This window comes from Nonomuraea polychroma (assembly GCF_004011505.1).
Lineage (GTDB): Bacteria > Actinomycetota > Actinomycetes > Streptosporangiales > Streptosporangiaceae > Nonomuraea > Nonomuraea polychroma.
The window spans coordinates 10,240,654-10,263,300 of the sequence record NZ_SAUN01000001.1 but is presented as its reverse complement, the minus strand read 5'-3'; the positions used below and the strand labels follow the sequence as shown (position 1 = coordinate 10,263,300).

Here is a 22,647-nt window from a genome sequence, read left to right as displayed (position 1 = left end):
ATAAGAACGATCACTTTCCCCCTGCAACCGCCGCGTTTACACACCAGCCGTCTTGGCAGTGACGGGCTTCGCCGTAGCATGCAGGCTCACCCCAGCTGGCATGCCTCATACGCGGTTCGCGTTCCTCGGTGCAGGGTTTCGCCTCGGGCTTCCTCCCCACCTCGCCTCACGACGACGCAGTTGCCTCCGGCTCGGAGTTAGCACTACCTCTTCCTCCAGGGGACTTTCACCCCCAAGCAATCGCCCATGCCGGGCGTACATGACGAAGCCCGCCACACCGGCTGGACGGCGTGGCGGGCGTTGACGAACAGGTCAGTGGCAACCACCGGAGCCGCAGCACGAGCCGCCGGCCTGCGGCAGCAGCTCGACCTTGCCGGCCAGCTCGTAGCCGGCCTCGGTCACGGCCTCCTCGACCAGCGCGCGGTCGAGCGGCGCCGCGCTCGTCACCGTCACGGCTCCGGACGCCAGGTCCACCTGGACCTCGCTCACCCCGGCCACCTTGCCGACCTCGGCGGTCACCGAGCTGACGCAGTGGCCGCAGGTCATGCCCTCAACCTGGTATGTCGTAACAGTCATGTCGCCACTATACCCCTAGGGGGTAAAGACGCATACATCTGACCCCGGCGGATAGGTGGATGAAAACACGTGGGAGGAGTTCACATGCTGAACGGCAAGACCATCGCGTTCCTGGTCGCTCCCGAGGGAGTGGAGCAGGTGGAGCTCACCGAACCATGGAAGGCCGTCAAGCAGGCGGGCGGGACGCCGCGGCTCGTCTCCACCCACCGGGGTCAGGTCCAGGCGTTCCACCACCTGGACAAGGCGGACACGTTCGCCGTGGACGACACGGTGGACAGCGCCGAGGCCACCGCGTTCGACGGCCTCGTACTCCCGGGTGGTGTCGCCAACCCCGACCGCCTGCGTACGGTGCCGCAGGCCGTGCAGTTCGTCCGCGCCTTCTTCGACGCGGGCAAACCCGTGGCGGCCATCTGCCACGCGCCGTGGACCTTGATCGAGGCCGACGTGGTACGCGGACGTACGCTCACGTCCTGGCCCAGCCTCCGGACCGACCTGCGCAACGCCGGCGCGACCTGGGAGGACCAGGAGGTCATCGTGTGCACGGCCGGCCCGAACACGCTGGTCACCAGCCGCAAGCCGGACGATCTCAAGGCCTTCTGTCAGGCCGCGACCGACGCGTTCGGCGAGTGACCTGCCGCCCGCGGCCCTCCGGGACCGCGGGCTTCTTTCTGCCCTGACCCCATCGAAACTCGCCTGTAACGCCTTGTCACCGGAAAGGAAATGGTCTAGATGTAGTCCAATTGGAGCGTCCTCCGCGCCCCCAGGGAGACCTCATGACCATTGACGAGGATTCCAGGCGACTTGCCGAGCTCGGCTACAAACAAGAGCTGGCCCGAACCTGGAGCGGATTCTCAAACTTCGCCATCTCCTTCTCCATCATCTCGATCCTCGCCGGCTGCTTCACGACGTTCGGACAGGCCTGGAACAACGGCGGCCCCATCGCCATCTCCTGGGGCTGGCCGCTGATCTCGTTGTTCATCCTTATCATCGGCTTCTGCATGTCGGAGCTGGTGTCGGCATACCCGACCGCCGGCGGCATCTACTGGTGGGCCGCCAAGATGGGCAAGCCGATCCACGGCTGGTTCACCGGCTGGCTCAACCTGATCGGCCTCATCGCCGTCACCGCGTCGGTCGACTACGGCTGCGCGACGTTCCTCAACATCACCCTCAACCGGCTGACCGGCGGCGCGTGGGAAGCCACGCTGCCTCAAGCGTTCCTGCTGTTCGTGATCATCTTGGCGCTGCACGCCCTGATCAACATCTACAGCCACAGGCTGATCTCGGTGCTGCAGAACGTCTCGGTCTGGTGGCACGTGGTGGGCGCCGCGATCGTCGTCGCCATCCTGATCTTCGCGCCCAGCCAGCACCAGACGGCCGACTTCGTCTTCTTCGGCACCAACAACAACTCCGGCTTCGGCGACGGCTCCAACGGCTTCACCTTCTGGCTGTACGTGCTGCCGCTCGGCTTCCTGCTCACCCAGTACACGATCACCGGCTTCGACGCCTGCGCCCACGTGTCAGAGGAGACGCAGGGCGCCGCCAAGAGCGCGGCTCGCGGCCTGTGGCAGTCGATCTTCTACTCGGCCATCGGCGGCTGGATCCTGCTGCTGGCGTTCCTGTTCGCCGCCACGAACGTCGACGAGCTCAACAAACAGGGCGGCTTCGTCGGCGCCATCTTCGAGACCGCACTGTCGTCCCCGCTGGCCACCGCGATCTTCGCGATCTCCACCATCGGGCAGTTCTTCTGCGGGATGAGCTGCGTGACGTCGATGTCGCGGATGACGTACGCGTTCTCGCGCGACGGCGCGGTGCCCGGCTGGCGGCTGTGGTCCAAGGTGGACCGTAACCGCACCCCCGTCAACGCGATCCTCGGGGGCTGCGTGGTGGCCGCGCTGATCACGCTGCCCGCCCTGTACGCCCCTCCCGGCCTCACCACGCCGGTCGCGTTCTACGCCGTCGTGTCGATCGCGGTCATCGGGCTCTACCTGGCGTTCCTGATCCCGATCTGGTTGCGCCTGCGCATGGGCGACAAGTTCGAGCCCGGCCCGTGGACCCTTGGCAAGAGATATCGGGTCCTGTGCTGGATCGCCTGCGTCGAGATCGTGATCGTCTCGATCTACTTCATCATGCCGTTCTCGCCGGCCGGCGTACCGGGCAACCCGGACTTCACGTGGACGTCGGTCAACTACGCGCCGATCGCGGTGGGGCTCGTGCTGATCGGCATCGCCCTGTGGTGGTCGTTGTCGGCCAAGCACTGGTTCACAGGTCCTCGCCGCACGGTCGACGAGGTCCCGGCACCCTGACGGCTTGCGGGTGGGTACGGCTGACGCAGGCCGTACCCACCTGCTTGCAACTTGCTAGCATCCTGGACATGGCAACCCTCTACATTCGGGATGTCCCCGAGCCGGTCGCCGAGTCGTTGAAGGAGCGCGCCGCCGAAGCCGGCATGTCCCTGTCGGCTTACGTTGCCAGAGAGCTAGCCGATATCGCCGCCCGTCCGACCAACGCGGAGATAGTCAAGCGGCTGAAGACGCAAGATCGCTCTCAGGGGCCGTCGACGGCTGACATTCTCGAGGCTGTCGCAGAGGGCAGGCGGTGATCGTCATCGATTCCTCGGCAATGGTCGAGGCACTGGTCGGCCGCGAGGCGCCGCTAGAGCTCCTCGACGCCCTTCAGGCAAGTGTCCACGCCCCACACCTGCTCGATGTGGAGGTCTTGTCCACCCTGCGAGGGCTCGCGTTGGGCGGCAAGCTGACCTCCGCCGCGGCCGAGCAGGGCACGAGCCGACTATCTGGCCCTGAGAATCTCCCGTTATGAGATCAAGGGGATCGCGGATCGAGTGTGGGAGCTGCGGTACAACTACACCGCCTACAACGCCTCCTACCTCGCACTGGCCGAGGCGTTGGAAGCTCCCCTCTTCACCTGTGACGGCAAGCTGGCTGGAAGCGCGCACAACGCTGACGTGCAGGTGTTTCCGCGCAGCTGACCCGGCCGTCAGGACGCTTCGAAGGCGGCGGCCACGGCCGTGCGGACCTCGTCCATGGAAGCCGTGCCAAGCTCGCGCTTGAGCGAGGTCATGTCCACGTCCGGCATCCCGCAGGCGATCGCCCAGTTCCAGGGCGTCAGGTCGCCGTCCACGTTGAGCGCGAATCCGTGGCTGGTCACGCCCCGGCTCTGCCGCATCCCGATCGAGATGATCTTCCGGCCGGTTTCCACGGTCCAGACGCCGGTGAGCAGCTCGGACCCCGGCGGGGTGTCGCGCCGCTCGGCCGGCAAGCCCAGCTTGCCCAGCGCCTCCACCAGCCGCAGCTCCACCTCGCGCACGTAGTCGACGATGCCCTGGTCCTCATCCAGCTTGACGATCAGGTAGCCGACGAGCTGGCCCGGCCCGTGGTAGGTGAGCTGCCCGCCACGGCCCGTCTCGACCACCGGGATGCCGCGCGTGGGGTCGGGCAGGTGGGTGAGCGGCGTGCGGCGGCCGATGGTGTAGACGGACGGATGGCTGAGCAGCCAGAGCGTGTCCGGCCGCTCGTCCCGCTGGCGGTGCCCGACGAGGTCGGTCATGCGCTCCATCGCCGTGTCGTAGTCGACGAGATCGTCCTGAATGAGTGTCAGCGGCCTTGCCCTCATGCTTCGAGGATAAGGCGCATCTAGGACAGCAGCGCATGCCCAGCTCAACACCACAATGGTCCAAGCTTGTAACCCTTTCTCCAGTTCTCACCAAGCAGGGATGTGAATCGACGAAGGGAGCACGGCCGGTGCGTCGCAAACAGGCGAAGATCGCCACAGATCCTGTGGCCTTCGAGGCCTTCTACCGACGGCACGTCGATGCGGTCACCCGTTTCCTCGCCCGTCGCGTCGACGATCCGCACACCGTCGCGGATCTGGTGGCCGAGGTGTTCGTAGCGGTGCTCGACTCGGCCCACACCTACCGGGCCGAACTGGGCACCGAGATCGCGTGGCTCTACGGAGTGGCCCGCAAGACGATCTCGGCCGAGCGGCGCCGGGCGTACAAGCAGCACCAGCTGACGGATCGGGTGAGCGGGCGCCGCCCGCTGGACACCGACGACGTCGCCAGGCTCGAAGAGCGCATCGACGCGGAGCAGCAAGCCAGGCGGGCCTTCGAGGCCATGGCCGAGCTGCCCGAGGGCGAACGCGCCGTGCTCGAGCTGGTCGTCATCGACCAGCTCACGGTCACGGAAGCGGCGCAGGCCCTCGGCATCCGGCAAGGGGCCGCCAAGGTACGGCTGCACCGCGCCCGCCGGACGCTGCGGAACCTGCCCTTCGTCATGGATGGAGCACCAGGATGAGATTCGAGGAGCACCTGCTGATGGATCTGAAAGCCGAGATCACGGCCCGCGCCGAACGGCGCCACCGCATCGCCCGCCGACTGTACGCCGGGGGCGCGGTGGCAGCGCTGGCCGCCGCGGCGGCGTTCGCGGTCCCGTCGCTGACGGGCACGGAGTCGCCTGCCTACGCCGTGAGCAAGAACGCCGACGGCACGGTCAGAGTGGAGATCAACGAGTTCGAGGACGCCGACCAGCTGGAACAGGACCTGGCGAAGCAAGGCGTCAGGGCCGACATCAGCTACCTCCCGGCCGGCAAGGACTGCAAGCCGCCCAGAGGCAAGACCACCGGCCAGGTGGCCCTGGGGCCGGACTCCAACGCGGCCGCCCGCATGCGCGACGGCGGGCTGGACATCGATCCCCGGCGCATCGGAGAGGACCAGACGTTGGTGATGGCGTTCGCCGGGACCTCTCAGGAGACCGCCGAGACGAAGAAGCAGAAAACGCTGTGGTCGCTCACGGCATCCTTGATCACCGGTCGGGTCGGGCCATGCGTCGTCGTCGACGCCTGACCTGGAACGACGTCGGCGGCTCCGAGGGGCAACCGCCCGCCGGCAACTGACCATCAGCGGCCACCGGACGTTGACCGGCCGCGCAGCACCCCGCTGCGCGGCCCGTTCGGGAGCGCGGGCAGCGGGGGCGCCTGCCCGGGGATCAGAATCCGCCCTACTCGGACAGGACCTGGCGGAGCGTGACGGCGAAGGCGTCCGGGTCGCCCTTATAGCCGAACTCGCCGCCGAGGAAGCCGCCGTGGTGGCTGGGGAAGGTCACCGGCTTCGTGCCGAGCCGTTCGGCGACCGCCACGCCCCCGCGGTAGGCCATTTCGCCCTCCGATTCGGCTCCGACGCCGACGACGATGCGGGTCTGCGCAGCGCGCAGCGCCTCGAAATCGTGGCGGTAGTGCGTACACGTCATGATGTTCTGCCCGAACAGCGGGTCGTCACGGGAGCCGTCGTCTTCCGTCGGCATCCCGAGGTCGGCCGGGTTCGGAACGGGCAGATCGGCGAAATCAGCCGGGATCTCGCCGCGCAGGCTGGTGACCGCGATGAACTTCGCCATCGCGGGTCCGAAACCGTCCCGCTCGTACGTCTGGCGGATGTCCACCACCGCGGCCAGCGCCTGCTCCCGGTCCGGCAATTCCTGGGCGGCCGGGGGCTCGTGCGCCACGAGCGTGCGGACCTGCTCCGGATGCCGGGCCACCAGCGCCAGCCCGTTGACCGCGCCCCCGCTGCTGGCGAAGATGTCCACCGGCCCGCCGCCGAGCGCGTCGATCAGCCGGTGCAGGTCGTCGCCGTGCAGCTCGGGCGTCGACTCGGCGGCGCCGTCGGTCCGCTTGCTCCGCCCGATCCCTCGCGGGTCATAGGTCACCACCGTACGATCCTGGAAGTGTTCGGCCAGGCTGGTGAACCCGCTGGCGTCCATCGGCGATCCGATCATCAGCAGGATCGGCGCGGCGCTCGCCGCGGACTCCCGTACGTCGTAGGCGAGAGTGGCGCCGGGGACCTCTAGGGTGCGGGTCTTGGGTTCGGTTGTCATGTGGTCGCTCCTTTCTCCATGCTCGTAATAGAGACCGCCGGGAACAGTGAAACTCATCGGCATCACGCAGGGGTGGGTTAGCGTCGGCGCCATGGTGATGATGCTGAGTCAGGAAGCGTTCGCGCGTGCGCGGAGTTTCCTGTTCCGCCACGGGCGGGCGCTGGACCGGGCCAGGTTCCGGCACTGGTTCGAGTCGGCTCGGCCGGCGAGGTGATGGCCGAACTGGCACGATTCCAGAACCCGGACGGCGGGTTCGGGCACGGCCTGGAGCCGGACCTGCGCACGCCCGCCTCATCGGCGATCGCGACCTCGGTCGCGTTCGCGGTGTTGCGCGAGGTGGGCGCGCCCGCCACCGAACCGGTGGAGCGGCAGGGCATCGAATACCTGCTCAAGACCTATGACAGCGAGCGTTCGGTGTGGAGCATCGTGCCGCGGAGGTCGAGGACGCGCCGCACGCGACGTGGTGGACCTACGCCGGCATCGATCAGACCTTCGACAGTAGCCGGATCAACCCGACCGCCGACCTGCTCGGCGTGCTCCACGACTACGCCGAACTCGTGCCGGCGGACCTGCCGGCTCAGCTCACGAGCACGGTCCTGGAGCGGCTGGAGGCGGCCGCCGACGACCTGAACGCGTTCCGGTGCGCCGTCATGCTGGGCGCCGCCCGCCGCCTGCCGGAGCAGGTGCGTGCCCGGGTGGCCGGGGTACTCGCCGCCGGCGTGCACCGAGTGGTCAACGTGGATCCCGCGGCCTGGCCGAGGTATGTGCTCCAGCCGCTGGACGTGGCTCCATCGCCACGGTCGACGCTGGCCGGCGTGATTGACCGAACAGCGATCGACGCCAACCTCGACTACTGGATCAACGGCCTGCCGGCCGACGGCGCCTGGCCGCTGACCTGGAGCTGGGCCGATAGCGACGAGATGGCATGGCGACAGGCCGAACTGGATGGCAAGGGCCACCAGATCGTCGAGCGGCTGACGGTCCTCCGCGAGTACGGCCGGATCTAGGGCGAACCACCCGCCGGCCGACCTCTCGGTCAGGCGACGGGTGAGCGACCTTGGGGACCGCGGGCCTACGCCGTCCGGTAGCCCTTCGGCTCCTCGGGAATGAGGATCCACATGATGACGTAGACGACCCACAGCGGCCCCGGGATGAGGGACAGGAGCAGCCAGAGGATACGGACGAGCGTGGGCGACCAGCCCAGCTTGTCGGCGAGGCCCCCGCAGACCCCCGCTATGATCCTGTGCTCTCGTGAGCGGTACATATTGATCCCTCCGTGAATGACGACCTACCTAGGAAACGGACAGCCAGGTCGCATGACTCCCGCTAAGAGCCCTGAGAAAACCCTTAAGGGTCGACAACGGCAGCACAAGTGCGTCGAGCTCGTAGGAATTGATGACCGACCTAAGGGACGGGCAAGCGCGGGTCAGCCCATCGAACCCGATCGCTCAAATGTTCTATCCAAGAAAGCCAAATATCTGTAGTCTTACGACCACGCTGAGTAAAGTATTGAGAGATCGGTGGAGGTCATGCAGATACACCGGTGTGCTCCCGGTCGGCCAGTAGTGGCCTCCTTGCGCGTCTGCTGCCCGGCGACGAGCTGTGCCCATATCACGCTGGAGAGCGTCCAGCATGGCTGAGCTGCGTACAATCGCGCCACCGTACGTCGCGGCCGCTTCCCCCGGGGTAGCGGTTCGTGACCGGCTCAAAGGACTGACCGGTCAGGAGGAGACGGTGCTCCGGCTGGTGGGGGCGCATCTCGGCTCGCTGGCCTCGCAGGACCTTGCGGTGCGCTGCAGTGACGCCTTGGCGCACGACGCGGACCGGTGGGCAGCCCGTAAGCGGGAACTGACTGAGCTCTCGTCGGCGCGCTGGGCCGGAGCGATCACCAAGGCCTCGCATGATCAGTGGGCGCTGGCGCGGCGCAGCCAACTCGCCTACATCCACAACCTCGAGGCTGGGATCGCCACGATCACCCGTCGTCTGTCCGCGCCGGTGCGTCAGAAGGGCAGCAAGGACGCTCCGGCTGGGTACCGCTCGCGTAAGGAGTGGTTCGCCAAGTCCCGCCGCCTGCGTGTGCTGATCGATCGGCTGGCCGCCGCCCGGGCCGACTGGAAGAACGGGCGGGTACACATCGTGCGCGGCGGCAAACGGCTAGCCAGAAACCGGCACTATCTCGAGGCCGCGGGGTTGGACGAGGCCGGATGGCGGGCGCGGTGGGAAGCCAAGCGGTGGTTCCTGGCCGCCGACGGCGAGTCCGGCAAGCGGTACGGCAACGAGACCATCCGCGTCACCCCGACGGCCAGGTGTCACTCAAGCTGCCCGCCCCGCTGGCGCACCTGGCCAACGCCCCGCACGGCCGGTATGTACTGTCCGCCCGGGTCCGGTTCGCGCACCGGCGCAGCGAGTGGGCCGACCGTATCGAGGCCAACCGGGCTGTGGCCTACCGCATCCACCTGGATACCGACCGCGGCCGCTGGTACCTGACCGCCTCCTGGCAGACCCTGCCCGCCCCAGCCGTCCCGTTGCAAGCCGCCCTCGCCCACGGGCTGATTGCCGTGGACACCAACGCTGACCACCTGGCGGCCTGGCGCCTGGACATCCACGGCAACCCGATCGGCCGCCCCCGCCACTTCGGCTACGACCTGTCCGGCACGGCCGAACACCGCGACGCCCAAGTCCGCCACGCCCTGTCGCGGCTGCTGTTCTGGGCCAAGACGTGTGGGGCGGCCGCAATCGCGATCGAGGATCTGGATTTCGCGGCGGAAAAGACGCGGGAGAAGCATGGTCGCCGCAAACGGTTCCGGCAACTGATCTCCGGCCTGCCCACCGCTAGGCTGCGCGCCCGTCTGGTCTCGATGGCGAGCGCGGCCGGTATCGCGATCGTCGCGGTGGATCCGGCGTACACGAGCAGGTGGGGCGCGCAGCATTGGCAGGCCCCACTCACCCGCAAGAACGGCAAGAACAGTAAGAACAAGAAGAATCAGTCGACGACTCGCCACGACGCGGCGGCGGTGGCGATCGGCAGACGCGCCCAGGGGCATGCGATCCGGCGACGGACGGCACCGCCCCCGCACGACCGGAGCGATCGTACGGGGCATCGGACCGCCCAGGCCGGATCGTACGTTCCTGGGGGTGAGGGACCCCGTCCCCGCATTTCCGGACCACGCACACGATGCGTGCCGCCCGGATGCGGCGAGAACACGGGCGACCAGAACGCTCAACACCGTTCGGAGCGTTCGGCCGGGCAGGAGTCGTGGCACCAGCCATTACTCCCGCTCAGTCCTTAGGAACGGTCAGCCATTCTTGTGCCATGCCCAGATGGCGGCTGGTCAGTCCGTGTGCGGGGTCGACGTGGACGAGGAGGAAATCATCCAGACCCTGATGCACCCTGAGATACTCCTCGTCCTCCGCCCACACCTGGTCGTCGAACCAGACGAACGGGCGGCGTCCGGCGTACGCCGCCACGTGCGGCGTCTTGAACAGCTCGCCGTACTCGCTCGGCGGGGACCGCGGGAAGTCCGGCGTCATGGGGATGACGGGCAGCGAGGGCAGCCCGATCCTGGGAGCGATCCAGTCGTTGGCGTGGTGCTCCCAGGTGGTGGCCCAGACCAGCTCCGCCCCGGTGGCCAGCGCCAGGTCGAGGAGGCGGCGGCCGTGCCTGGGGTTGAGGTGGACGGTGTAGAGCTCGCCGTCGATCGTGCACCGGTAGCGGCGGAAGTCGGGGGTGGGCCGGCCCATGGGGTTGAGCACCCCGTCCACGTCGAGCAGCAGCAGAGGTTTCACGTGGCGGCTCCGGACGTGGCGTCGCGCTCGCGGTACTCCTGAGGGCTGATCCCCCGTACGCGCTTGAAGGCCGCGCTGAGCGCGAACGGGCTGCCGTACCCGACCTTCCTGGCGACGGACCCGATCGTGGCGTCGGGCTCGCGCAGCAGGTCGGCGGCCAGGGCGAGGCGCCAGTCGGTGAGGAAGGACATCGGCGGCTCGCCGACCAGTTCGGTGAAGCGCCGGGCCAGCGACGCCCTCGACACGCCGACCTCGGCGGCCAGGGCGGCGACCGTCCACGGGTGGGCGGGGTTGTTGTGCAACATCCGCATGGCCTTGCCGACCACCGGGTCGCTCATGGCGCGGTACCAGGCCGGCGCCTCATGGGTGGCGAACCACGACCGCAGCACCGCGATGAGCAGCAGGTCGAGCAGCCGGTCCAGGACCGCCTCCTGTCCGGGCTCGTCCTTGACGATCTCGGCGCCGAGCAGCGCGGCGATCGGCCCGCCGGGCTGGACGATCACCGGGGGCAGCGCCTCCAGCAGTCGCCTGCTGACCTCGCCTTCCATGGTGTAGGCGCCGGTCAGCATCACGGTGTCGCCGTCGGGGTTGTCCCCCCACGTCCGCACCCCCAGGTCCATCGCCTGCGCGAGCGACTCGCCGTCGAGCGTGGTGCAGTGCTCGCCTGGGTGGATCACGATCTGCGGTTTGGTGCCGGGATCGTCCGCCAGCGTGTACGGCTCCGGCCCCCTGTTGATCACGACCTCGCCCGGCCCGACGCGTACCGGCTCGCCATTGTCGGGCACCACCCACGCCTGCCCGCGCACCACCGCGGTGGCCGCCAGCGGCGCCTGGTCCTGGATACGCAGCGCCCAGGGTGAATCGAGAATCACGCGGAGCAGGAAGGCGCCACGGGCACGTGGGCCGTCGAGCAATGCCGCGAGCTGGTCCATGGCCAGACGATCGCATATGGGATTGCGCTTCTCAACCATGGAGAGTCTGCCGCGTACGGCGGCTTACTAGACGCATGACAACTTTGGTAACCAGCGGCACGGGCAAGACCGGCCGCCGCGTGGCCGACCGGCTCACCGCTCTCGGCCTGCCCGTACGGATCGGGTCCCGCTCCTCCGCTCCGCCCTTCGACTGGGCCGACCGCTCCACGTGGCCGGCCGCGCTCGACGGCGTCTCGGCCGTCTACCTCGCCTACTACCCGGACCTGGCCTTCCCCGGCGCGTACGACGACATCAAGGCCTTCACCGACCTCGCGGTACGCAACGGGGTGCGGCGGCTGGTCCTGCTGTCGGGCCGGGGCGAGCCGGAGGCGCAGGCCAGTGAGGTGACCGTGCAGGAGTCCGGCGCCGAGTGGACGATCGTCCGCTGTAGCTGGTTCATGCAGAACTTCAGCGAGGACTTCCTCCTGGAGCCGATACGCGAGGGCGTCGTCGCGCTGCCCGCCGCCGACGTGCCCGAGCCGTTCGTGGACGTCGACGACATCGCCGACGTGGCGGTGGCGGCGCTCAGCCAGGACGGCCATGTCGGCAAGCTCTACGAGCTGACCGGGCCGCGCCTGCTGACGTTCGCGCGCGCCGCCGAGGAACTGTCCCAGGCCACCGGCAGGAAGATCTCGTTCGTCCGGGTGACACCGGAGGAGTACGTGGCCGCGGCCGTCACGCACGGCGTGCCCCAGGCGGAGGCGGAGAGCCTGTCCGCGATGTTCACCGAGATCCTCGACGGCCGCAACGCGAACGTGAGCGACGGTGTCCAGCAGGCGCTGGGCCGCCCGGCCCGCGACTTCACCGACTTCGCCAGGGCCAACGCCCATGTGTGGAAGCTCTAGCCGGGCCGAGTCGACACCTTGATCACGTCGGCGGGGTCCCAGCCGGGCCGCGGCACCGAGTCCAGCAACAACCGCGTGTACGGGTGCTCCGGCTCCGCCAGCACCCGCTCCACCGGCCCCCGCTCGACCACCACCCCCCGATGCAGCACCAGCGTCTCCTCGCACAGGTGCCGCACCACCGCCAGGTCGTGGCTGACGAACAGCAGCGCCACCCCGGAGTCGCGGCGTACTTGGACGAGCAGCTCCAGGATCTGGGCCTGGATCGACACGTCGAGCGCGGCCACCGCCTCGTCCAGCACCAGCACCGACGGCTCCACCGCCAGCGCCCGCGCGATGGCGAGCCGCTGGCGCTGGCCCCCGCTGAGCTGATGTGGCCGCGCGCCGGCCTCGCGGGCGCCGAGGCCGACCTGGTCCAGCAGGTCAAGGGCGCGCGAGCGGTCCTTGCCGTGCAGCCGGAGCGCGGCCTGCAGGCATTGGGCCGCGGTGAGCCGGGGGTCGAGCGAGACGTACGGGTCCTGGAAGACCATCTGGATCTCCCGCGCGCGGCGCAACCTCGCCTCCTTGCCGCGCTCCTTGGCGGGACGCTCCCGGCCGTCCACGACGATCCTGCCGGAGTCGGGCCTGACGAGGCCGACGAGCATGCGCGCGATCGTGGTCTTCCCCGACCCGGACTCGCCCACCAGCCCGAGCGAGCCGCCGGACGGCAGCTCGAAGGAGACCCGGTCGGCCGCCACGGTCCCGTGGAAGGACTTGCACAGATCGTGTACGGCGAGCATCACATCTCCCAGCAGGCGGCGAACCCGCCCGATACGGTCACGGGCTCCGGCCGCCGCTCGGTGCACACGTCCACAGCGTGTGGACAACGAGGCGCGAACGGGCAGCCGGCGAAGGCGTCGTCCAGCGACGGCGGCCGCCCGGGGATGGGCCGGATCGGGCGGGGGTCGCCCAGCTCGGGCGTGCAGGCCAGCAGCCCGGCCGTGTACGGATGCCGCGGATCCTCGAAGAGCTCCTTGGCCGGCCGCGACTCGACGACGGTCCCGGCGTACAACACGTGCACCCGGTCGCAGAACGCCGCCGCCAGATGCAGATCGTGCGTGATGAACAACATGCCGAGCTCCCGTTCGGCCTGCACCCGGCGCAGCAGGGCGAGCGTCTCGGCCTGCGTGGTCACGTCGAGCGCGCTCGTCGCCTCGTCGGCCAGCAGCAACGCGGGATCGGCGGCCAGCGCGGCGGCGATGACCACCCGCTGCAGCATGCCGCCGGACAACTCGTGCGGGTACTGCCGCATGCGCAGCTCGGGGTCGCGCAGGCCGGCCGCCGCCAGCAGCTCGGCCGCCCGCGCGCGGCTCTCGGCCTTCGACCGGCCCATTGTGTGCACCATGCGCTCGGTCAGGAAGTCGCCGATCCTGCGGACCGGGTTGAGCGACGAACGCGGGTCCTGGTAGATCATCGACACCTGGGAGGCCCGCAGGTCCCTGAGCGCGGCCGGGTCCATGGTGAGCACGTCCTCGCCGGAGACCAGCACCCGTCCGGAGACCTTGGCCGAAGCAGGCAGCAGCCGCAGCACCGAGCGGGCGATCGTGGACTTGCCGGAGCCGGACTCGCCGACCAGCCCCACGATCTCGCCCTTGCCGACGGTGAGCGACACCTCGCGCAGGATCGGCCGCCGGCCGCCTGCCTCGATCGTCAGCCCTTCGACCGAGAGCACCATCACGCCCCCCTCACGCCCATGCGGTCGGCGAGGCGTACGCCGATCACGTTGAACGACACGACCACCAGCGCGATGGCCGCGCCCGGCACCAGCACCGGCAGGAACGCGCCCTGCACGATCGCCGGCTGCCCCTCCTTGACCATGAGCCCCCAGTCGGACGACGGCGGCTGCGCGCCGAAGCCGAGGAAGCTCAGCGTGGCCAGGCTCATCAGCCCCTCGCCGAACAGCACGACCAGGTAGCCGACGATCGAGCGGGCCATGTTGGGCACCAGATGGCGCACGCAGATCGCCAGACCGCCCATGCCCTGGACGCGGTAGGCGTCGATGTACGGCTTGGCGCACTCGCCCAGCGCGACGCTCCTGGTGTATTTGGCGATCGTCGGCGCGTAGGCCAGGCCGAGCGCGATGACGGCCGTGGTCATGCCGTTGCCGAAGACGGCCACGATCAGCACCACGAACAGCAGGCCGGGGAAGGCGTACATGACGTCGGTCACCCGGGACACGACGGCGTCCGCCCAGCCGCGGTGCCAGGCGGCCAGCGTGCCGAGCGCGACGCCGAGCACCGACGCGATGGCCAGCAGCAGCAGCGGGCCGATCAGCGACGTACGGGCGCCGTAGAGGACCCTGGACAGCAGGTCGCGGCCCGACTGGTCGGCGCCCAGCAGGTGCTCGGGCGACATGGGCGCCAGCGTGGCGGCGAGGTCGACCGCGTCCGGCTCGTAAGGCGCCACCAGCGGCGCGAGCACCGCCGCCGCCACGACCAGCCCGAGGAAGGCGGTGGCGAGCCCGTGGCCGAGCGGCCGCGTGGCCCGGGGAGAGAGCACCAGTGTGGTCATGTCCGCCTCACTCGGGGATCGATCAGCGGCTGCAGCAGGTCGACCAATGTCGTCACCGCGATGTAGGCGGCGACCATGAGCAGCAGCACCGCCTGCGTCACCGGGAAGTCGTGCGTGTTGATGGCGTTGACCAGCAGCGAGCCGATGCCGTTGAGCCCGAAAGCGGTCTCCACGGTCACCGTGCCCGCCAGCATCCCGGCCGTGACCAGCCCGCACATGGTCACGATCGGCCCGAGCGCGCCCCTGAACACGTGCCTGACCACGATCAACCGCTCGGACAGGCCGGAGGCGCGGGCCACGGTCACGTGGTCGAGCTCGCGCTGCTCCACCATGGCCTGCCGGGTGACGCGGCTGATGATGGCCAGCGCGCCCAGCGCCAGCGTCACGGCCGGCAGCGTCAGGTGCCAGAGCGACCCGCCGCCCATGACCGGGAACCAGCCGAGCTGCACGCCGAACAGGGAGATCAGCACGGTGGCGACCACGAACGGCGGCACCGACGTGGCGAACGTCGTGCCCGCCACCACCGCCGCGTCCGTACGCCCGCCGCGCACGGCCGCCATCACCCCGAGCGCGACGCCGAACACCACGAACAACACCGACGCGTACGCCACCAGGCCGAGCGTGCTCGGCAGCCGGGCCGCCAGCAGGTCGGCGACCTGGTCGTTGTACTGCAGCGACCGGCCGAGGTCGCCGGTCACCGCGTCACCCAGCCAGCGGCCATATTGCACCAGGAACGGGTCGTCGAGGTGGTATTGAGCGCGGATCGCGGCCAGGTATTCGGGCGTGAGGTTCTCCTTGCCGCCCGCCAGGAAGGTGACCGGATCCCCGGGGGCCGCGTACGACGCCCCGAAGATCACGAACGACGTGGCGAGCAGCGTGGCGAGCAGCCCGGCCAGCTTGCGCACCATAGGTCAGCCCTTGGCCCCGAGGTCGACCGCCCACGGGTAGCCCATGTGCACCTGGGAGGCGGGCGGGCCCGTCACCTTGCTGCCGAGCACGACCGCGTTGGGCACCTCGACCAGCGAGATCCACACCATGTCGGCGGTGAACATGCGCTGCAGCTCGATGACGTGCTTGGCGCGGGCCGCGTCGTCGGTGGTCTCCAGCGCCTTGGCCACGAGCTCGTCGTAGGCGGGCGAGCTGTAGCCGACCCAGTTGTTGGACGAGCCGGTCAGGCCGTTGTCGTAGAAGCCGATGGGGTCGGCCTTGGTGATGTACCAGTCGTCGGGCACGAGGTCGACCTGGGCCCGCATCGACTTGTCCGTGTAGAAGCTGCCGAACTCGCTCGCGGGGACGGTCTTGATCTCGGCCGACAGCCCGATCTTCTTGGCCGCGTCGACCACCGCGTTGGCGATCACCGTTCGGGCCTGCTCGCCGTTGGTCGCCACGATGATCGGCTCTTTCGGCGAGCCGGCCTCCTGCACGAGCTTCTTGGCCTCCTCGAGCTGCGGCGACTCGGGCGCGCCCTGGAGCTGGTCGTAGGCCGTCTGGAACGCCTCCTTCTCGTACGACCACGCCCCGGCCCCGACCGGCACCTTCCACGGCCGGGCCAGCCCGGCGAACCCGGACTTGGCGATGCCCGCCCGGTCCACGGCCAGCGACAGCGCCCGCCGGATCTTCGGGTCCTTCAGCACGCCCCGGTCGGTCGGCAGCAGCACGAACACCTTCGTGGTCGCGCCGTAGGCGACGCTGACCGCCTGGTTGGCCTGCAGCGCGACGGCCGGTCCTGTGTCCGACAGGTATGCGCCCTGCGCCGCGCCCGTGGCCAGGCTGTTGACGAGCGCCGTGTCGTCGGCCCACTTGAACGCGATGCTCTTGGTGAGCGGCTTGACCTCTTTGTTCCAGTAGGCGTCGTAGCGCTCGATCGTGATCTGGCTGCCCGAGGCCCACTCCTTCACCTGGTAGGGCCCGCTGCAGCCGTCCTCGTGCCCCGGAGTGCCGTAGTCCTTGCCCAGCTTCTCCACGACCTCCTTGTTGAGCACGATGCCCGCGCCGCCCGCGAGGGCCTGCACGAACAGCGCGTTGGGTTTCTTGAAGGCGATCGTGACCTGGTGGTCGCCGGTCTTGCCGACGGACTCGACGTCCTCGAACTCGTCGGACTCGTCCATGCCCTCGCCGGCGTGCCGCTTGAGGCTCCACACCACGTCGTCGGCCGTCACCGGGGAGCCGTCGTGGAACGTGGCGTCCTGGCGCAACGTGAGCACCATGGTCTTGGGGTCGGGCTGCTCGGCCTTCTCGGCCAGCCATGGCTTGACCGTCATGTCGGGCTGGGTCTGCATGAGGCGCTCGCACACGTTGGCCATGACCGTGCGGTTGTTGGTGCCGCCGTCCGAGTCGAGGTCGAGCGTGCCGGGCTCCTCGTCGAGCAGCCAGACAGCGCTGTCGAGCGGGCCGGCGGCCTTGGCCGTGCGGTCGACGAGGGTGAGCTTGGCCGGGTCGGGTGCTTTGGTGGTGGCGGCGGGGCCGCCGCACGCCGCGGTGAGCGCGATCAGCCCGGCGAGGGCGAGTGTCTTCTTCACGGGGTCACTTCTCCATGGGGGCCGTCGTAGAGGTTCCACGGCACGCGCTCGTATTCGTGGTCGCAGGGCGTGCCGGCCGCGATCAAGTAGTCGCCCGTGGTGAGGTCGACGCAGCTCGACAGCAGGGTCGCCCACCGCTTGACGGCGGGCTGGGTGGGGTCGGGGTGGGTGCAGAGGGACTCGGGATGACCCAGGTGGTCGGACATCGCGGCCCTGATCCGCTTACGGGCCTCGTCGGTGCCGGACGCCTCGCGTACGAGCCGCAGGCCGCCCTCCGCTCGCGGGACGCGGAACAGGGAGTCGGCGGAGCTCGGGCGGTAGGTCGCGGCCAGTTGCGGTGGCACGAACGCCTGGTAGTGGTTGCCGTGGACGAGCAGCCCGTTGGACGGGTACATCCAGCCGACCGCGCCCGGCGTGGTCTCCAGGTCGATCGCGAACCCCTCGCGGTGGGTGACGAGCGCGTTGCTGGCGATGTGGGCCCGGGACTTGGTCAGCGCCTCCAGCGCGGCGTTGAGGTTGTCGCTGTCGAGCACCCTGCGCCTGATGAGCGTCTGCGGCACGCCCACCGAGTCGTCGAAGCGGCCGCCGAGCCCGTTGGCGTTGAGCGCGATGCCTGCCGAGTTGGCCCCCTGCCGCCCGACCTGGCCCGCCTCCACATGCATGATCACCGTCGGCCGGCCCGGCTGCACGACCCTCAGCACCATCAGCGTGTCCGAGACGCCGTGCCGCCAGTCCCAGTTTTGCCCCGCGTAGACGTGGCCGTCGCCGGACGCCTCCCCCAACAGCGCGAACGACGTGCACCCGTCCGGCTCCATGGAGCTGAAGGTGGTGTCATAGATGATCTCGCCGCGGGCGTTGAGCGCCAGAACGTCGAGGAAGCCGACACCCGCTCCCTCGGCGATGCCCTCCATCTCCTCGACCAGCTCGGGCGCGAACGCCTTGCTCGGCTCCACCCAGCGGGCCGCCCGCCCCACGACCTGCTCCCACGTCAGACCGCTGGAGAACGCGAACGCCTCGGCGTAGTAGGCCAGAGCACGCTGGACGCGGTCGCGGGCCTGCTCACCGTATTGGCGCCCGCGCTCGCGCGGGCCTCCGGAGATCTCGACGAGAGGCAGGGATGTGAGGCTCAATGGTGCTCCTTGGACCGGCCGCGACCCTGTAACGTTCATTTCAGGAGGCGGCGAGTCTTGTAGCGGTCGTTTCCAAGAAGAGTAACGAGCGCTACAAGAGAGTCAAGGATCGTAATGGAAAATTCACATAGCCCGATCGAGCAGCTCAGGGCCATGGTCCGGCAGCTGTGGGAAGAGCTCTCGCCTGCCGAGCGGGCCGTGTGCCACTACTTGATCTCCGCCTCGCCCGAGCAGATCCTCTTCGCCAGCGCGCAGGAGCTGGGCAACGCGACGGGCACCAGCAACGCCACCGTGGTCCGCACCATGCAGCGGCTCGGCTTCGGCGGGCTGCCGGGGCTGAAGCGGGCGCTGGCCGCCGAGTTCACCTCGGCGGTGGCCCCGGACGTGCGGCTCAGGCAGCGCATCAGCCACGTCGGGCAGGACCTGTCGGGCATCTGGGAGCGGGTCTTCGACGAGGCACGCGAGCGCATCGACCACTGCCGGCGCCTGCTCGACGCCGAGGCTTTCAAGAAGGCGGTCGAGCTGCTGGTCAACGCGCCCGCGGCGCTCGTGTTCGGCACCGGCGCCTCGGAGCCGGCCGCCCGCCACCTGGCGCTCAAGCTGGGCCGGCGCGGCCACCGCGTACGCGCCACCGCGGCGACGGGCTTCGCCCTGGCCGACGACCTGCTCTGGCTGGGCCACGGCGAGGTGCTGGTCATCTTCCAGCCCGGCCGCCGGCTGAAGGAGATCACCGTGCTCATCGACCGGGCCCACGCGGTGGGCGCGAGCACCGTGCTGATCTCCGACGAGCTCGGCGGTGAGTTCGCCGAGCGCGTCGAGGCCGTCCTCGCGGCCCCGCACACGCCCACGGGCATCACGGCCGAGCCGCTGACCGGCATCATCGTGGCCGACGCCCTGCTGCTGGCGCTCGACTCGCTCGACGAGTCCCGCTCGGTCGAGCACTCGCACCAGCTCAACGCCCTACGCGAGCACCTGCTCGGCCCCCGCATCCGCTAGCTCGACGCGCTTCAGGCGGCTCCCGGGTTCCCACTTTCCGCTAGCCTCACCCTCGTCACTCATGTGTTCCTGAAAGGTGTCGTCGTGATCGGCTGGTTCGAAGCGGTGATTCTGGGGTTGATCCAAGGGCTCACGGAGTTCTTGCCGATCTCCTCCAGCGCCCACATCCGGGTGGTCTCCGCTTTCGCCGGCTGGCAGGACCCCGGGGCGGCGTTCACGGCCGTCATCCAGATCGGCACCGAGACGGCCGTGATCATCTACTTCCGCAAGGAGCTCTGGGAGATCATCTCCACCTGGACGAGGTCGTTGTGGAACAAGGACCTGCGCAGCCACTGGGCCGCCCGCATGGGGTGGTACGTCATCGTCGGCACGCTCCCCATCGGCGTGCTCGGCCTGGTGCTGAAGGACCAGATCGAGACCGTCTTCCGCGACCTGCGCCTGGTGGGCACCACGCTGATCGTCTTCGCCCTCATCCTGTGGTTCGCCGACCGGACCGCCCGCAACAAGCTCACGCTGGAGAAGCACCTCAGCTTCACCCACGCCATCGTGTACGGCTTCGCGCAGGCCCTCGCGCTGATCCCCGGCGTCTCCCGCTCCGGCGGCACCACCACCGCGGGCCTGCTGCTCGACTACCGCCGCGAGGACGCGGCCAAATACTCGTTCCTGCTGGCCATCCCGGCCGTCCTGGCGTCGGGCCTGTACGAGCTCAGCGAGATCGGCAACGGGCCGGCGCCCGCGTGGGGGCCGACCATCATCGCCACGATCATCTCGTTCATCGTCGGCTACCTGGCGGTGGCCTGGTTCCTGCGGTACATCAGCACCCACCGCTTCACGGGCTTCGTGATCTACCGGATCGTGCTCGGATTCTTCGTGATATTGGCGGTCTCCGCCGGCTGGATCCCGCCGCAGGGGTAGTACGCCGCCCACGCCTCGTCGCCCATCCTGAGGATCTTCACCCCGATCCAGCCGAGGGCCACGACGGGGGCGGCCCAGAAGGGCACGGTCGCGGGGCCGTACGGGACCGCGAAGGAGCCGAGGTAGCCGGCGGCCACGACGAGCGGCACCCACCAGCCCGTGAACCCGGTCCGCCAGACGAGCACGGTCAGCAGCGGCAGGCCGAGGAGCCCGAAGAACATCCACGGCATCTGGAACCCGAAGATCACCCCGGGCAGGTCGACGATCTCGTCCATGGGCTTCTGCGCCTGCTCGGGCGGGTAGCGGCGGCCCAGCCACCACTCCACGGGATCCATCATCAGCAGAGCCGACAGGGAGAGGTAGCCGATGATGGTCAGGCCGCCCAGCACGTGGCTGAGCAGCATGAGCCGGCGCCTGGTGAGATGCAGCAGGCCGAGTACGGCCACGGCCATGAGCATCCAGCTCCAGTGGTAGAGGACCGACTGGATCTGGGCGAGCGCGGGGTTGTCGCCGAAGCTGACCGCCTCCCGGTCGTCGCCCCAGGTGCCCGGGTCGACGGCGACGGCGATGGCCTGGAGCAGCGGGGCCACGATCAGCAGGACGCCTGCCGTGACGCGGCGGAATGTCACCTGGTTGTTCACCATGGCGCCGACGGTAGGCGGGGAGCCTGCCCGCGGTCGTCCGCCTGCTGGAGGACGGCTCGTCCCCTGTCAGACGGAGAAGATCAGGCGGCGCGGCGGGCGGTGACGTCGTGGCCCGCCCAGGTGAGGGCGACCTCGCCGTTCGGCAGGAAGTCCAGCTCCACCTCGCCCTTCATCCTGGCGAAGAAGCGGGTCTGCGACATAGGCCGCAGCTCGGTCCTGACCAGCCCGTGCACCTCCACCATCAGCCTGTCGCCGTCGCGCGTGACGTCCATCGTCGAGGTGCGGCCCATCACCGGGGACCGGCAGCGCCGCGTGTACGCCATCACGCCCAAGAGCCGGCGCAGGCTACAGGACCTGCCGCGCAAGGCGCTGGCCGCGCCCCCGCACGCGACGAGGTCCGACTTCGCGCTGGCGCTGCGCTGGCACGCGTTGCTGGAATCGGGCGAAGCACGGGAGCTGGTGGCGGCCTCGTCCCGGGCACTGGAGGGACGGCGGGCGGAGATCGCCGCCGGGCGGGAGGCGAAGGCGGGGTTGTCGCCGCTGGCCGACGTCCTGTTCGAGAACGCCGAGGCACACCTTGCCGCCGACGCGAAACTCCTGGAGGACATCCAGCGCCTGCTGGACCGGTAGGACACCGGTCCAGGCCTCCAGCGTTATCCGACGGCCGCGCTCTCCCTGGAGACGATCGGCGCCTTGCGGTAGGTGGCCATCGTGAACAGCAGCGTCACCAGCCCGAACGCGGTGGCGAGCACGATCACGCCGGCGCGGCCGTACCAGTCGAGCGCCGCGCCGCCGGCGAGCCCGGCCACGAACAGCCCGAGGTACTGCGCGGACGACAGCAGCCCCAGCCCGACCGGCACGTTGCCGGGCACCGCTGCGACGGTCCTGAACTGCTGGGCGGGCACCACGAGCCAGCCGAGCGCACCCCACAGGAACGCCCAGACGAGCGCGATCGGCAGAGCGAGGTTCGCGACGGGGATGAGGGCCAGGAACACGGTGGAGGCGGCCAGGCCCAGAATGATCATCCTGCGCGGGCCGTACGTGTCGGTGAGGCGCCCGCCGAGCTGGTTGCCGATGACGCCGCCGAGCCCCCACGCCCACAACACCGCGGGGAGCGGCAGGTCGAACAGCGACCCGATGTAGGTGTACGCGGTGAACCCCGCCGCGAACAGCAACAGCTGAGTGGCCAGCACCGCCAGCACCCGCCGGTCACCGAGCGGCGTGAAGCGCTCCTTGAGCCGCCCCGACGCCGGGATCTTGAGCTCGGGCACCACGGCCGCCACCCAGACGAGTCCGATCACCCCGAGCCCCACCACCAGCCAGATCGTGGCCCGCCAGCTCGTGGCCGTGCCGAGCCAGGTGCCGAGCGGCACCCCGATCGCCGACGAGACACTCATCCCGCCGATGACCAGCGCCAGCGCCCGCCCCCGGCGCTCCGGGGCGGTCAGCGCGTTCGCCACGCCCGACGCGGTCGGCGTGAACATGGCCGCCCCGATGGCGGCGATCACCCGTGTGGCCAGGACGAGCGCGTACGTCGGCGCGAGCGCGGTCAGCACGTTGCCCAGCACGAAGACACCGATGGCCAGAAGCAACAACCGCTTACGCGGCAGGCGGGCGGTCAGGGCGGCGAGCAGCGGCGACAACACCGCGTACGCCAGCGCGAAGACCGTCATCAACTGCCCGGCCGCCGACGGGGAGATCGCCAGATCTGCCGAGATGGGCGGCAAGAGCCCGGCGGTCACGAACATGCCCGTACCGATTGCGAAATTTCCGACAGCAAGCGGGAAGAGCCGCGCACTCATGAAGCCTCCAGCGGATGTTGGATGCCCATCAAAC

General features: G+C 69.5%; 29 protein-coding genes. 14 read left to right on the top strand and 15 right to left on the bottom strand.

Translation table 11 applies throughout. The features are described from left to right. Positions 1-312: 312 nt before the first annotated feature. Entirely contained in the window at positions 313-576 is a 264-nt protein-coding gene (locus EDD27_RS47720) for a heavy-metal-associated domain-containing protein (RefSeq protein WP_127939332.1), read from the bottom strand. 84 nt (positions 577-660) lie between these two features. Here EDD27_RS47720 and EDD27_RS47715 point away from each other — a divergent pair, with 84 nt between their 5' ends. The 5 genes from EDD27_RS47715 to EDD27_RS56115 all read left to right on the top strand — a co-directional run bounded on the left by EDD27_RS47715 (position 661) and on the right by EDD27_RS56115 (position 3,562). Beyond that, complete coding sequence (locus EDD27_RS47715; RefSeq protein ID WP_127939330.1) at positions 661-1,206, top strand: type 1 glutamine amidotransferase domain-containing protein; 546 nt, start codon at positions 661-663, stop codon at positions 1,204-1,206. A gap of 143 nt (positions 1,207-1,349) precedes the next feature. After that, entirely contained in the window at positions 1,350-2,879 is a 1,530-nt protein-coding gene (locus tag EDD27_RS47710) for an amino acid permease (protein WP_127939328.1), read from the top strand. 68 nt (positions 2,880-2,947) lie between these two features. Then, positions 2,948-3,175, top strand: coding sequence for a FitA-like ribbon-helix-helix domain-containing protein (locus tag EDD27_RS47705; RefSeq protein ID WP_127939326.1), 228 nt, complete (start codon positions 2,948-2,950; stop codon positions 3,173-3,175). Then, the gene (locus EDD27_RS56120; protein ID WP_206641995.1) at positions 3,172-3,393 is read left to right on the top strand and encodes a type II toxin-antitoxin system VapC family toxin; all 222 of its coding nucleotides are present in this window, start codon (positions 3,172-3,174) and stop codon (positions 3,391-3,393) included. The genes EDD27_RS47705 and EDD27_RS56120 overlap by 4 nt, the downstream gene beginning before the upstream one ends. A 22-nt stretch (positions 3,394-3,415) precedes the next feature. Beyond that, complete coding sequence (locus tag EDD27_RS56115; RefSeq protein WP_206641992.1) at positions 3,416-3,562, top strand: type II toxin-antitoxin system VapC family toxin; 147 nt, start codon at positions 3,416-3,418, stop codon at positions 3,560-3,562. An 8-nt stretch (positions 3,563-3,570) separates the two neighbouring features. Here EDD27_RS56115 and lipB read toward each other — a convergent pair whose 3' ends face one another. Further along, positions 3,571-4,206 carry a lipoyl(octanoyl) transferase LipB gene (gene lipB, locus EDD27_RS47695; RefSeq protein ID WP_127939324.1) on the bottom strand — a complete coding sequence of 212 codons (636 nt, stop codon included), beginning with the start codon at positions 4,204-4,206 and terminating at the stop codon, positions 3,571-3,573. A gap of 128 nt (positions 4,207-4,334) precedes the next feature. Here lipB and EDD27_RS47690 point away from each other — a divergent pair, with 128 nt between their 5' ends. Both EDD27_RS47690 and EDD27_RS47685 read left to right on the top strand, forming a co-directional pair. Next, entirely contained in the window at positions 4,335-4,886 is a 552-nt protein-coding gene (locus EDD27_RS47690; RefSeq protein WP_241564636.1) for an RNA polymerase sigma factor, read from the top strand. Next, positions 4,883-5,434 carry a hypothetical protein gene (locus EDD27_RS47685; protein WP_127939321.1) on the top strand — a complete coding sequence of 184 codons (552 nt, stop codon included), beginning with the start codon at positions 4,883-4,885 and terminating at the stop codon, positions 5,432-5,434. The genes EDD27_RS47690 and EDD27_RS47685 overlap by 4 nt, the downstream gene beginning before the upstream one ends. A gap of 154 nt (positions 5,435-5,588) precedes the next feature. On the opposite strand, the gene EDD27_RS47680 is transcribed toward EDD27_RS47685, so the two are convergent. Then, the gene (locus EDD27_RS47680) at positions 5,589-6,458 is read right to left on the bottom strand and encodes an alpha/beta fold hydrolase (protein WP_127939319.1); all 870 of its coding nucleotides are present in this window, start codon (positions 6,456-6,458) and stop codon (positions 5,589-5,591) included. A 91-nt stretch (positions 6,459-6,549) separates the two neighbouring features. On the opposite strand from EDD27_RS47680, the gene EDD27_RS58185 reads away from it, so the two are divergent. Both EDD27_RS58185 and EDD27_RS47675 read left to right on the top strand, forming a co-directional pair. Beyond that, positions 6,550-6,672: a hypothetical protein gene (locus EDD27_RS58185; protein WP_277750814.1), complete on the top strand. Its 123-nt coding sequence runs from the start codon at positions 6,550-6,552 to the stop codon at positions 6,670-6,672. 202 nt (positions 6,673-6,874) lie between these two features. After that, positions 6,875-7,465 (top strand): hypothetical protein, encoded by a 591-nt coding sequence (locus tag EDD27_RS47675; RefSeq protein WP_127939317.1) that lies wholly within the window; start codon positions 6,875-6,877, stop codon positions 7,463-7,465. A 65-nt stretch (positions 7,466-7,530) separates the two neighbouring features. Here EDD27_RS47675 and EDD27_RS47670 read toward each other — a convergent pair whose 3' ends face one another. Further along, entirely contained in the window at positions 7,531-7,722 is a 192-nt protein-coding gene (locus tag EDD27_RS47670) for a PspC domain-containing protein (RefSeq protein WP_127939315.1), read from the bottom strand. A gap of 1,042 nt (positions 7,723-8,764) precedes the next feature. Between EDD27_RS47670 and EDD27_RS56110 the strand changes: the two genes are divergently transcribed. Beyond that, positions 8,765-9,748, top strand: a complete 984-nt coding sequence (locus EDD27_RS56110; RefSeq protein ID WP_206641990.1) for a hypothetical protein — start codon at positions 8,765-8,767, stop codon at positions 9,746-9,748. Here the strand turns inward: EDD27_RS56110 and EDD27_RS47660 are convergent. Beyond that, a complete protein-coding gene (locus EDD27_RS47660; protein WP_241564635.1) occupies positions 9,738-10,244 on the bottom strand; it encodes an HAD domain-containing protein in 507 nt (168 codons plus the stop codon). The two genes, EDD27_RS56110 and EDD27_RS47660, sit on opposite strands and share 11 nt — an antisense overlap. Continuing rightward, entirely contained in the window at positions 10,241-11,176 is a 936-nt protein-coding gene (locus tag EDD27_RS47655) for an AraC family transcriptional regulator (protein WP_127939313.1), read from the bottom strand. The genes EDD27_RS47660 and EDD27_RS47655 overlap by 4 nt, the downstream gene beginning before the upstream one ends. Positions 11,177-11,250: 74 nt before the next feature. On the opposite strand from EDD27_RS47655, the gene EDD27_RS47650 reads away from it, so the two are divergent. Then, the gene (locus EDD27_RS47650) at positions 11,251-12,060 is read left to right on the top strand and encodes an NAD(P)H-binding protein (RefSeq protein ID WP_127939311.1); all 810 of its coding nucleotides are present in this window, start codon (positions 11,251-11,253) and stop codon (positions 12,058-12,060) included. Here the strand turns inward: EDD27_RS47650 and EDD27_RS47645 are convergent. Genes EDD27_RS47645 through EDD27_RS47620 form a run of 6 tightly spaced genes read right to left on the bottom strand, consistent with a single transcriptional unit; the run spans position 12,057 to position 18,256 of the window. Further along, positions 12,057-12,836 (bottom strand): ABC transporter ATP-binding protein, encoded by a 780-nt coding sequence (locus tag EDD27_RS47645; protein WP_127939309.1) that lies wholly within the window; start codon positions 12,834-12,836, stop codon positions 12,057-12,059. The genes EDD27_RS47650 and EDD27_RS47645 overlap by 4 nt on opposite strands. Continuing rightward, a complete protein-coding gene (locus tag EDD27_RS47640; RefSeq protein ID WP_127939307.1) occupies positions 12,836-13,771 on the bottom strand; it encodes an ABC transporter ATP-binding protein in 936 nt (311 codons plus the stop codon). Before EDD27_RS47640 ends, EDD27_RS47645 begins: the two co-directional genes overlap by 1 nt. Beyond that, positions 13,771-14,607: an ABC transporter permease gene (locus EDD27_RS47635; protein ID WP_127939305.1), complete on the bottom strand. Its 837-nt coding sequence runs from the start codon at positions 14,605-14,607 to the stop codon at positions 13,771-13,773. Before EDD27_RS47635 ends, EDD27_RS47640 begins: the two co-directional genes overlap by 1 nt. After that, positions 14,604-15,515 carry an ABC transporter permease gene (locus tag EDD27_RS47630; RefSeq protein ID WP_127939303.1) on the bottom strand — a complete coding sequence of 304 codons (912 nt, stop codon included), beginning with the start codon at positions 15,513-15,515 and terminating at the stop codon, positions 14,604-14,606. Before EDD27_RS47630 ends, EDD27_RS47635 begins: the two co-directional genes overlap by 4 nt. 3 nt (positions 15,516-15,518) lie before the next feature. After that, a complete protein-coding gene (locus tag EDD27_RS47625) occupies positions 15,519-17,126 on the bottom strand; it encodes an ABC transporter substrate-binding protein (protein ID WP_127939301.1) in 1,608 nt (535 codons plus the stop codon). Next, complete coding sequence (locus EDD27_RS47620) at positions 17,123-18,256, bottom strand: C45 family autoproteolytic acyltransferase/hydrolase (RefSeq protein ID WP_241564634.1); 1,134 nt, start codon at positions 18,254-18,256, stop codon at positions 17,123-17,125. Before EDD27_RS47620 ends, EDD27_RS47625 begins: the two co-directional genes overlap by 4 nt. Before the next feature lie 114 nt (positions 18,257-18,370). Here EDD27_RS47620 and EDD27_RS47615 point away from each other — a divergent pair, with 114 nt between their 5' ends. Together EDD27_RS47615 and EDD27_RS47610 are read left to right on the top strand one after the other, a co-directional pair. Further along, positions 18,371-19,252: a MurR/RpiR family transcriptional regulator gene (locus EDD27_RS47615; protein WP_127939297.1), complete on the top strand. Its 882-nt coding sequence runs from the start codon at positions 18,371-18,373 to the stop codon at positions 19,250-19,252. Positions 19,253-19,336: 84 nt separating this feature from the next. Continuing rightward, positions 19,337-20,167, top strand: coding sequence for an undecaprenyl-diphosphate phosphatase (locus EDD27_RS47610; RefSeq protein WP_206641988.1), 831 nt, complete (start codon positions 19,337-19,339; stop codon positions 20,165-20,167). On the opposite strand, the gene EDD27_RS47605 is transcribed toward EDD27_RS47610, so the two are convergent. Together EDD27_RS47605 and EDD27_RS47600 are read right to left on the bottom strand one after the other, a co-directional pair. Then, positions 20,098-20,811, bottom strand: a complete 714-nt coding sequence (locus EDD27_RS47605) for a hypothetical protein (protein ID WP_206641986.1) — start codon at positions 20,809-20,811, stop codon at positions 20,098-20,100. The genes EDD27_RS47610 and EDD27_RS47605 overlap by 70 nt on opposite strands. A gap of 80 nt (positions 20,812-20,891) precedes the next feature. Continuing rightward, positions 20,892-21,083, bottom strand: a complete 192-nt coding sequence (locus tag EDD27_RS47600; protein ID WP_127939295.1) for a hypothetical protein — start codon at positions 21,081-21,083, stop codon at positions 20,892-20,894. Here EDD27_RS47600 and EDD27_RS47595 point away from each other — a divergent pair. Then, complete coding sequence (locus EDD27_RS47595; RefSeq protein ID WP_127939293.1) at positions 21,073-21,441, top strand: hypothetical protein; 369 nt, start codon at positions 21,073-21,075, stop codon at positions 21,439-21,441. The genes EDD27_RS47600 and EDD27_RS47595 overlap by 11 nt on opposite strands. 23 nt (positions 21,442-21,464) lie before the next feature. On the opposite strand, the gene EDD27_RS47590 is transcribed toward EDD27_RS47595, so the two are convergent. Next, on the bottom strand, positions 21,465-22,613 hold the full coding sequence (locus EDD27_RS47590) for an MFS transporter (RefSeq protein WP_164904121.1): 1,149 nt from the start codon (positions 22,611-22,613) through the stop codon (positions 21,465-21,467). Positions 22,614-22,647 lie beyond the last annotated feature (34 nt).

Excerpts from the sequence above, each read along its gene's own strand:
- EDD27_RS47720 (WP_127939332.1), bottom strand. The coding sequence starts at position 576 with ATGACTGTTACGACATACCAGGTTGAGGGCATGACCTGCGGCCACTGC.
- EDD27_RS47645 (WP_127939309.1), bottom strand. The coding sequence starts at position 12,836 with ATGCTCGCCGTACACGATCTGTGCAAGTCCTTCCACGGGACCGTGGCG.
- EDD27_RS47705 (WP_127939326.1), top strand. The coding sequence starts at position 2,948 with ATGGCAACCCTCTACATTCGGGATGTCCCCGAGCCGGTCGCCGAGTCG.
- EDD27_RS47635 (WP_127939305.1), bottom strand. The coding sequence starts at position 14,607 with ATGACCACACTGGTGCTCTCTCCCCGGGCCACGCGGCCGCTCGGCCAC.
- EDD27_RS47685 (WP_127939321.1), top strand. The coding sequence starts at position 4,883 with ATGAGATTCGAGGAGCACCTGCTGATGGATCTGAAAGCCGAGATCACG.
- lipB (WP_127939324.1), bottom strand. The coding sequence starts at position 4,206 with ATGAGGGCAAGGCCGCTGACACTCATTCAGGACGATCTCGTCGACTAC.
- EDD27_RS47710 (WP_127939328.1), top strand. The coding sequence starts at position 1,350 with ATGACCATTGACGAGGATTCCAGGCGACTTGCCGAGCTCGGCTACAAA.
- EDD27_RS58185 (WP_277750814.1), top strand. The coding sequence starts at position 6,550 with ATGGTGATGATGCTGAGTCAGGAAGCGTTCGCGCGTGCGCGGAGTTTC.
- EDD27_RS47605 (WP_206641986.1), bottom strand. The coding sequence starts at position 20,811 with ATGGTGAACAACCAGGTGACATTCCGCCGCGTCACGGCAGGCGTCCTG.
- EDD27_RS47650 (WP_127939311.1), top strand. The coding sequence starts at position 11,251 with ATGACAACTTTGGTAACCAGCGGCACGGGCAAGACCGGCCGCCGCGTG.
- EDD27_RS47615 (WP_127939297.1), top strand. The coding sequence starts at position 18,371 with ATGGAAAATTCACATAGCCCGATCGAGCAGCTCAGGGCCATGGTCCGG.
- EDD27_RS47590 (WP_164904121.1), bottom strand. The coding sequence starts at position 22,613 with ATGAGTGCGCGGCTCTTCCCGCTTGCTGTCGGAAATTTCGCAATCGGT.
- EDD27_RS47680 (WP_127939319.1), bottom strand. The coding sequence starts at position 6,458 with ATGACAACCGAACCCAAGACCCGCACCCTAGAGGTCCCCGGCGCCACT.
- EDD27_RS47640 (WP_127939307.1), bottom strand. The coding sequence starts at position 13,771 with ATGGTGCTCTCGGTCGAAGGGCTGACGATCGAGGCAGGCGGCCGGCGG.
- EDD27_RS47670 (WP_127939315.1), bottom strand. The coding sequence starts at position 7,722 with ATGTACCGCTCACGAGAGCACAGGATCATAGCGGGGGTCTGCGGGGGC.
- EDD27_RS47600 (WP_127939295.1), bottom strand. The coding sequence starts at position 21,083 with ATGGACGTCACGCGCGACGGCGACAGGCTGATGGTGGAGGTGCACGGG.
- EDD27_RS47630 (WP_127939303.1), bottom strand. The coding sequence starts at position 15,515 with ATGGTGCGCAAGCTGGCCGGGCTGCTCGCCACGCTGCTCGCCACGTCG.
- EDD27_RS47655 (WP_127939313.1), bottom strand. The coding sequence starts at position 11,176 with ATGGACCAGCTCGCGGCATTGCTCGACGGCCCACGTGCCCGTGGCGCC.
- EDD27_RS47715 (WP_127939330.1), top strand. The coding sequence starts at position 661 with ATGCTGAACGGCAAGACCATCGCGTTCCTGGTCGCTCCCGAGGGAGTG.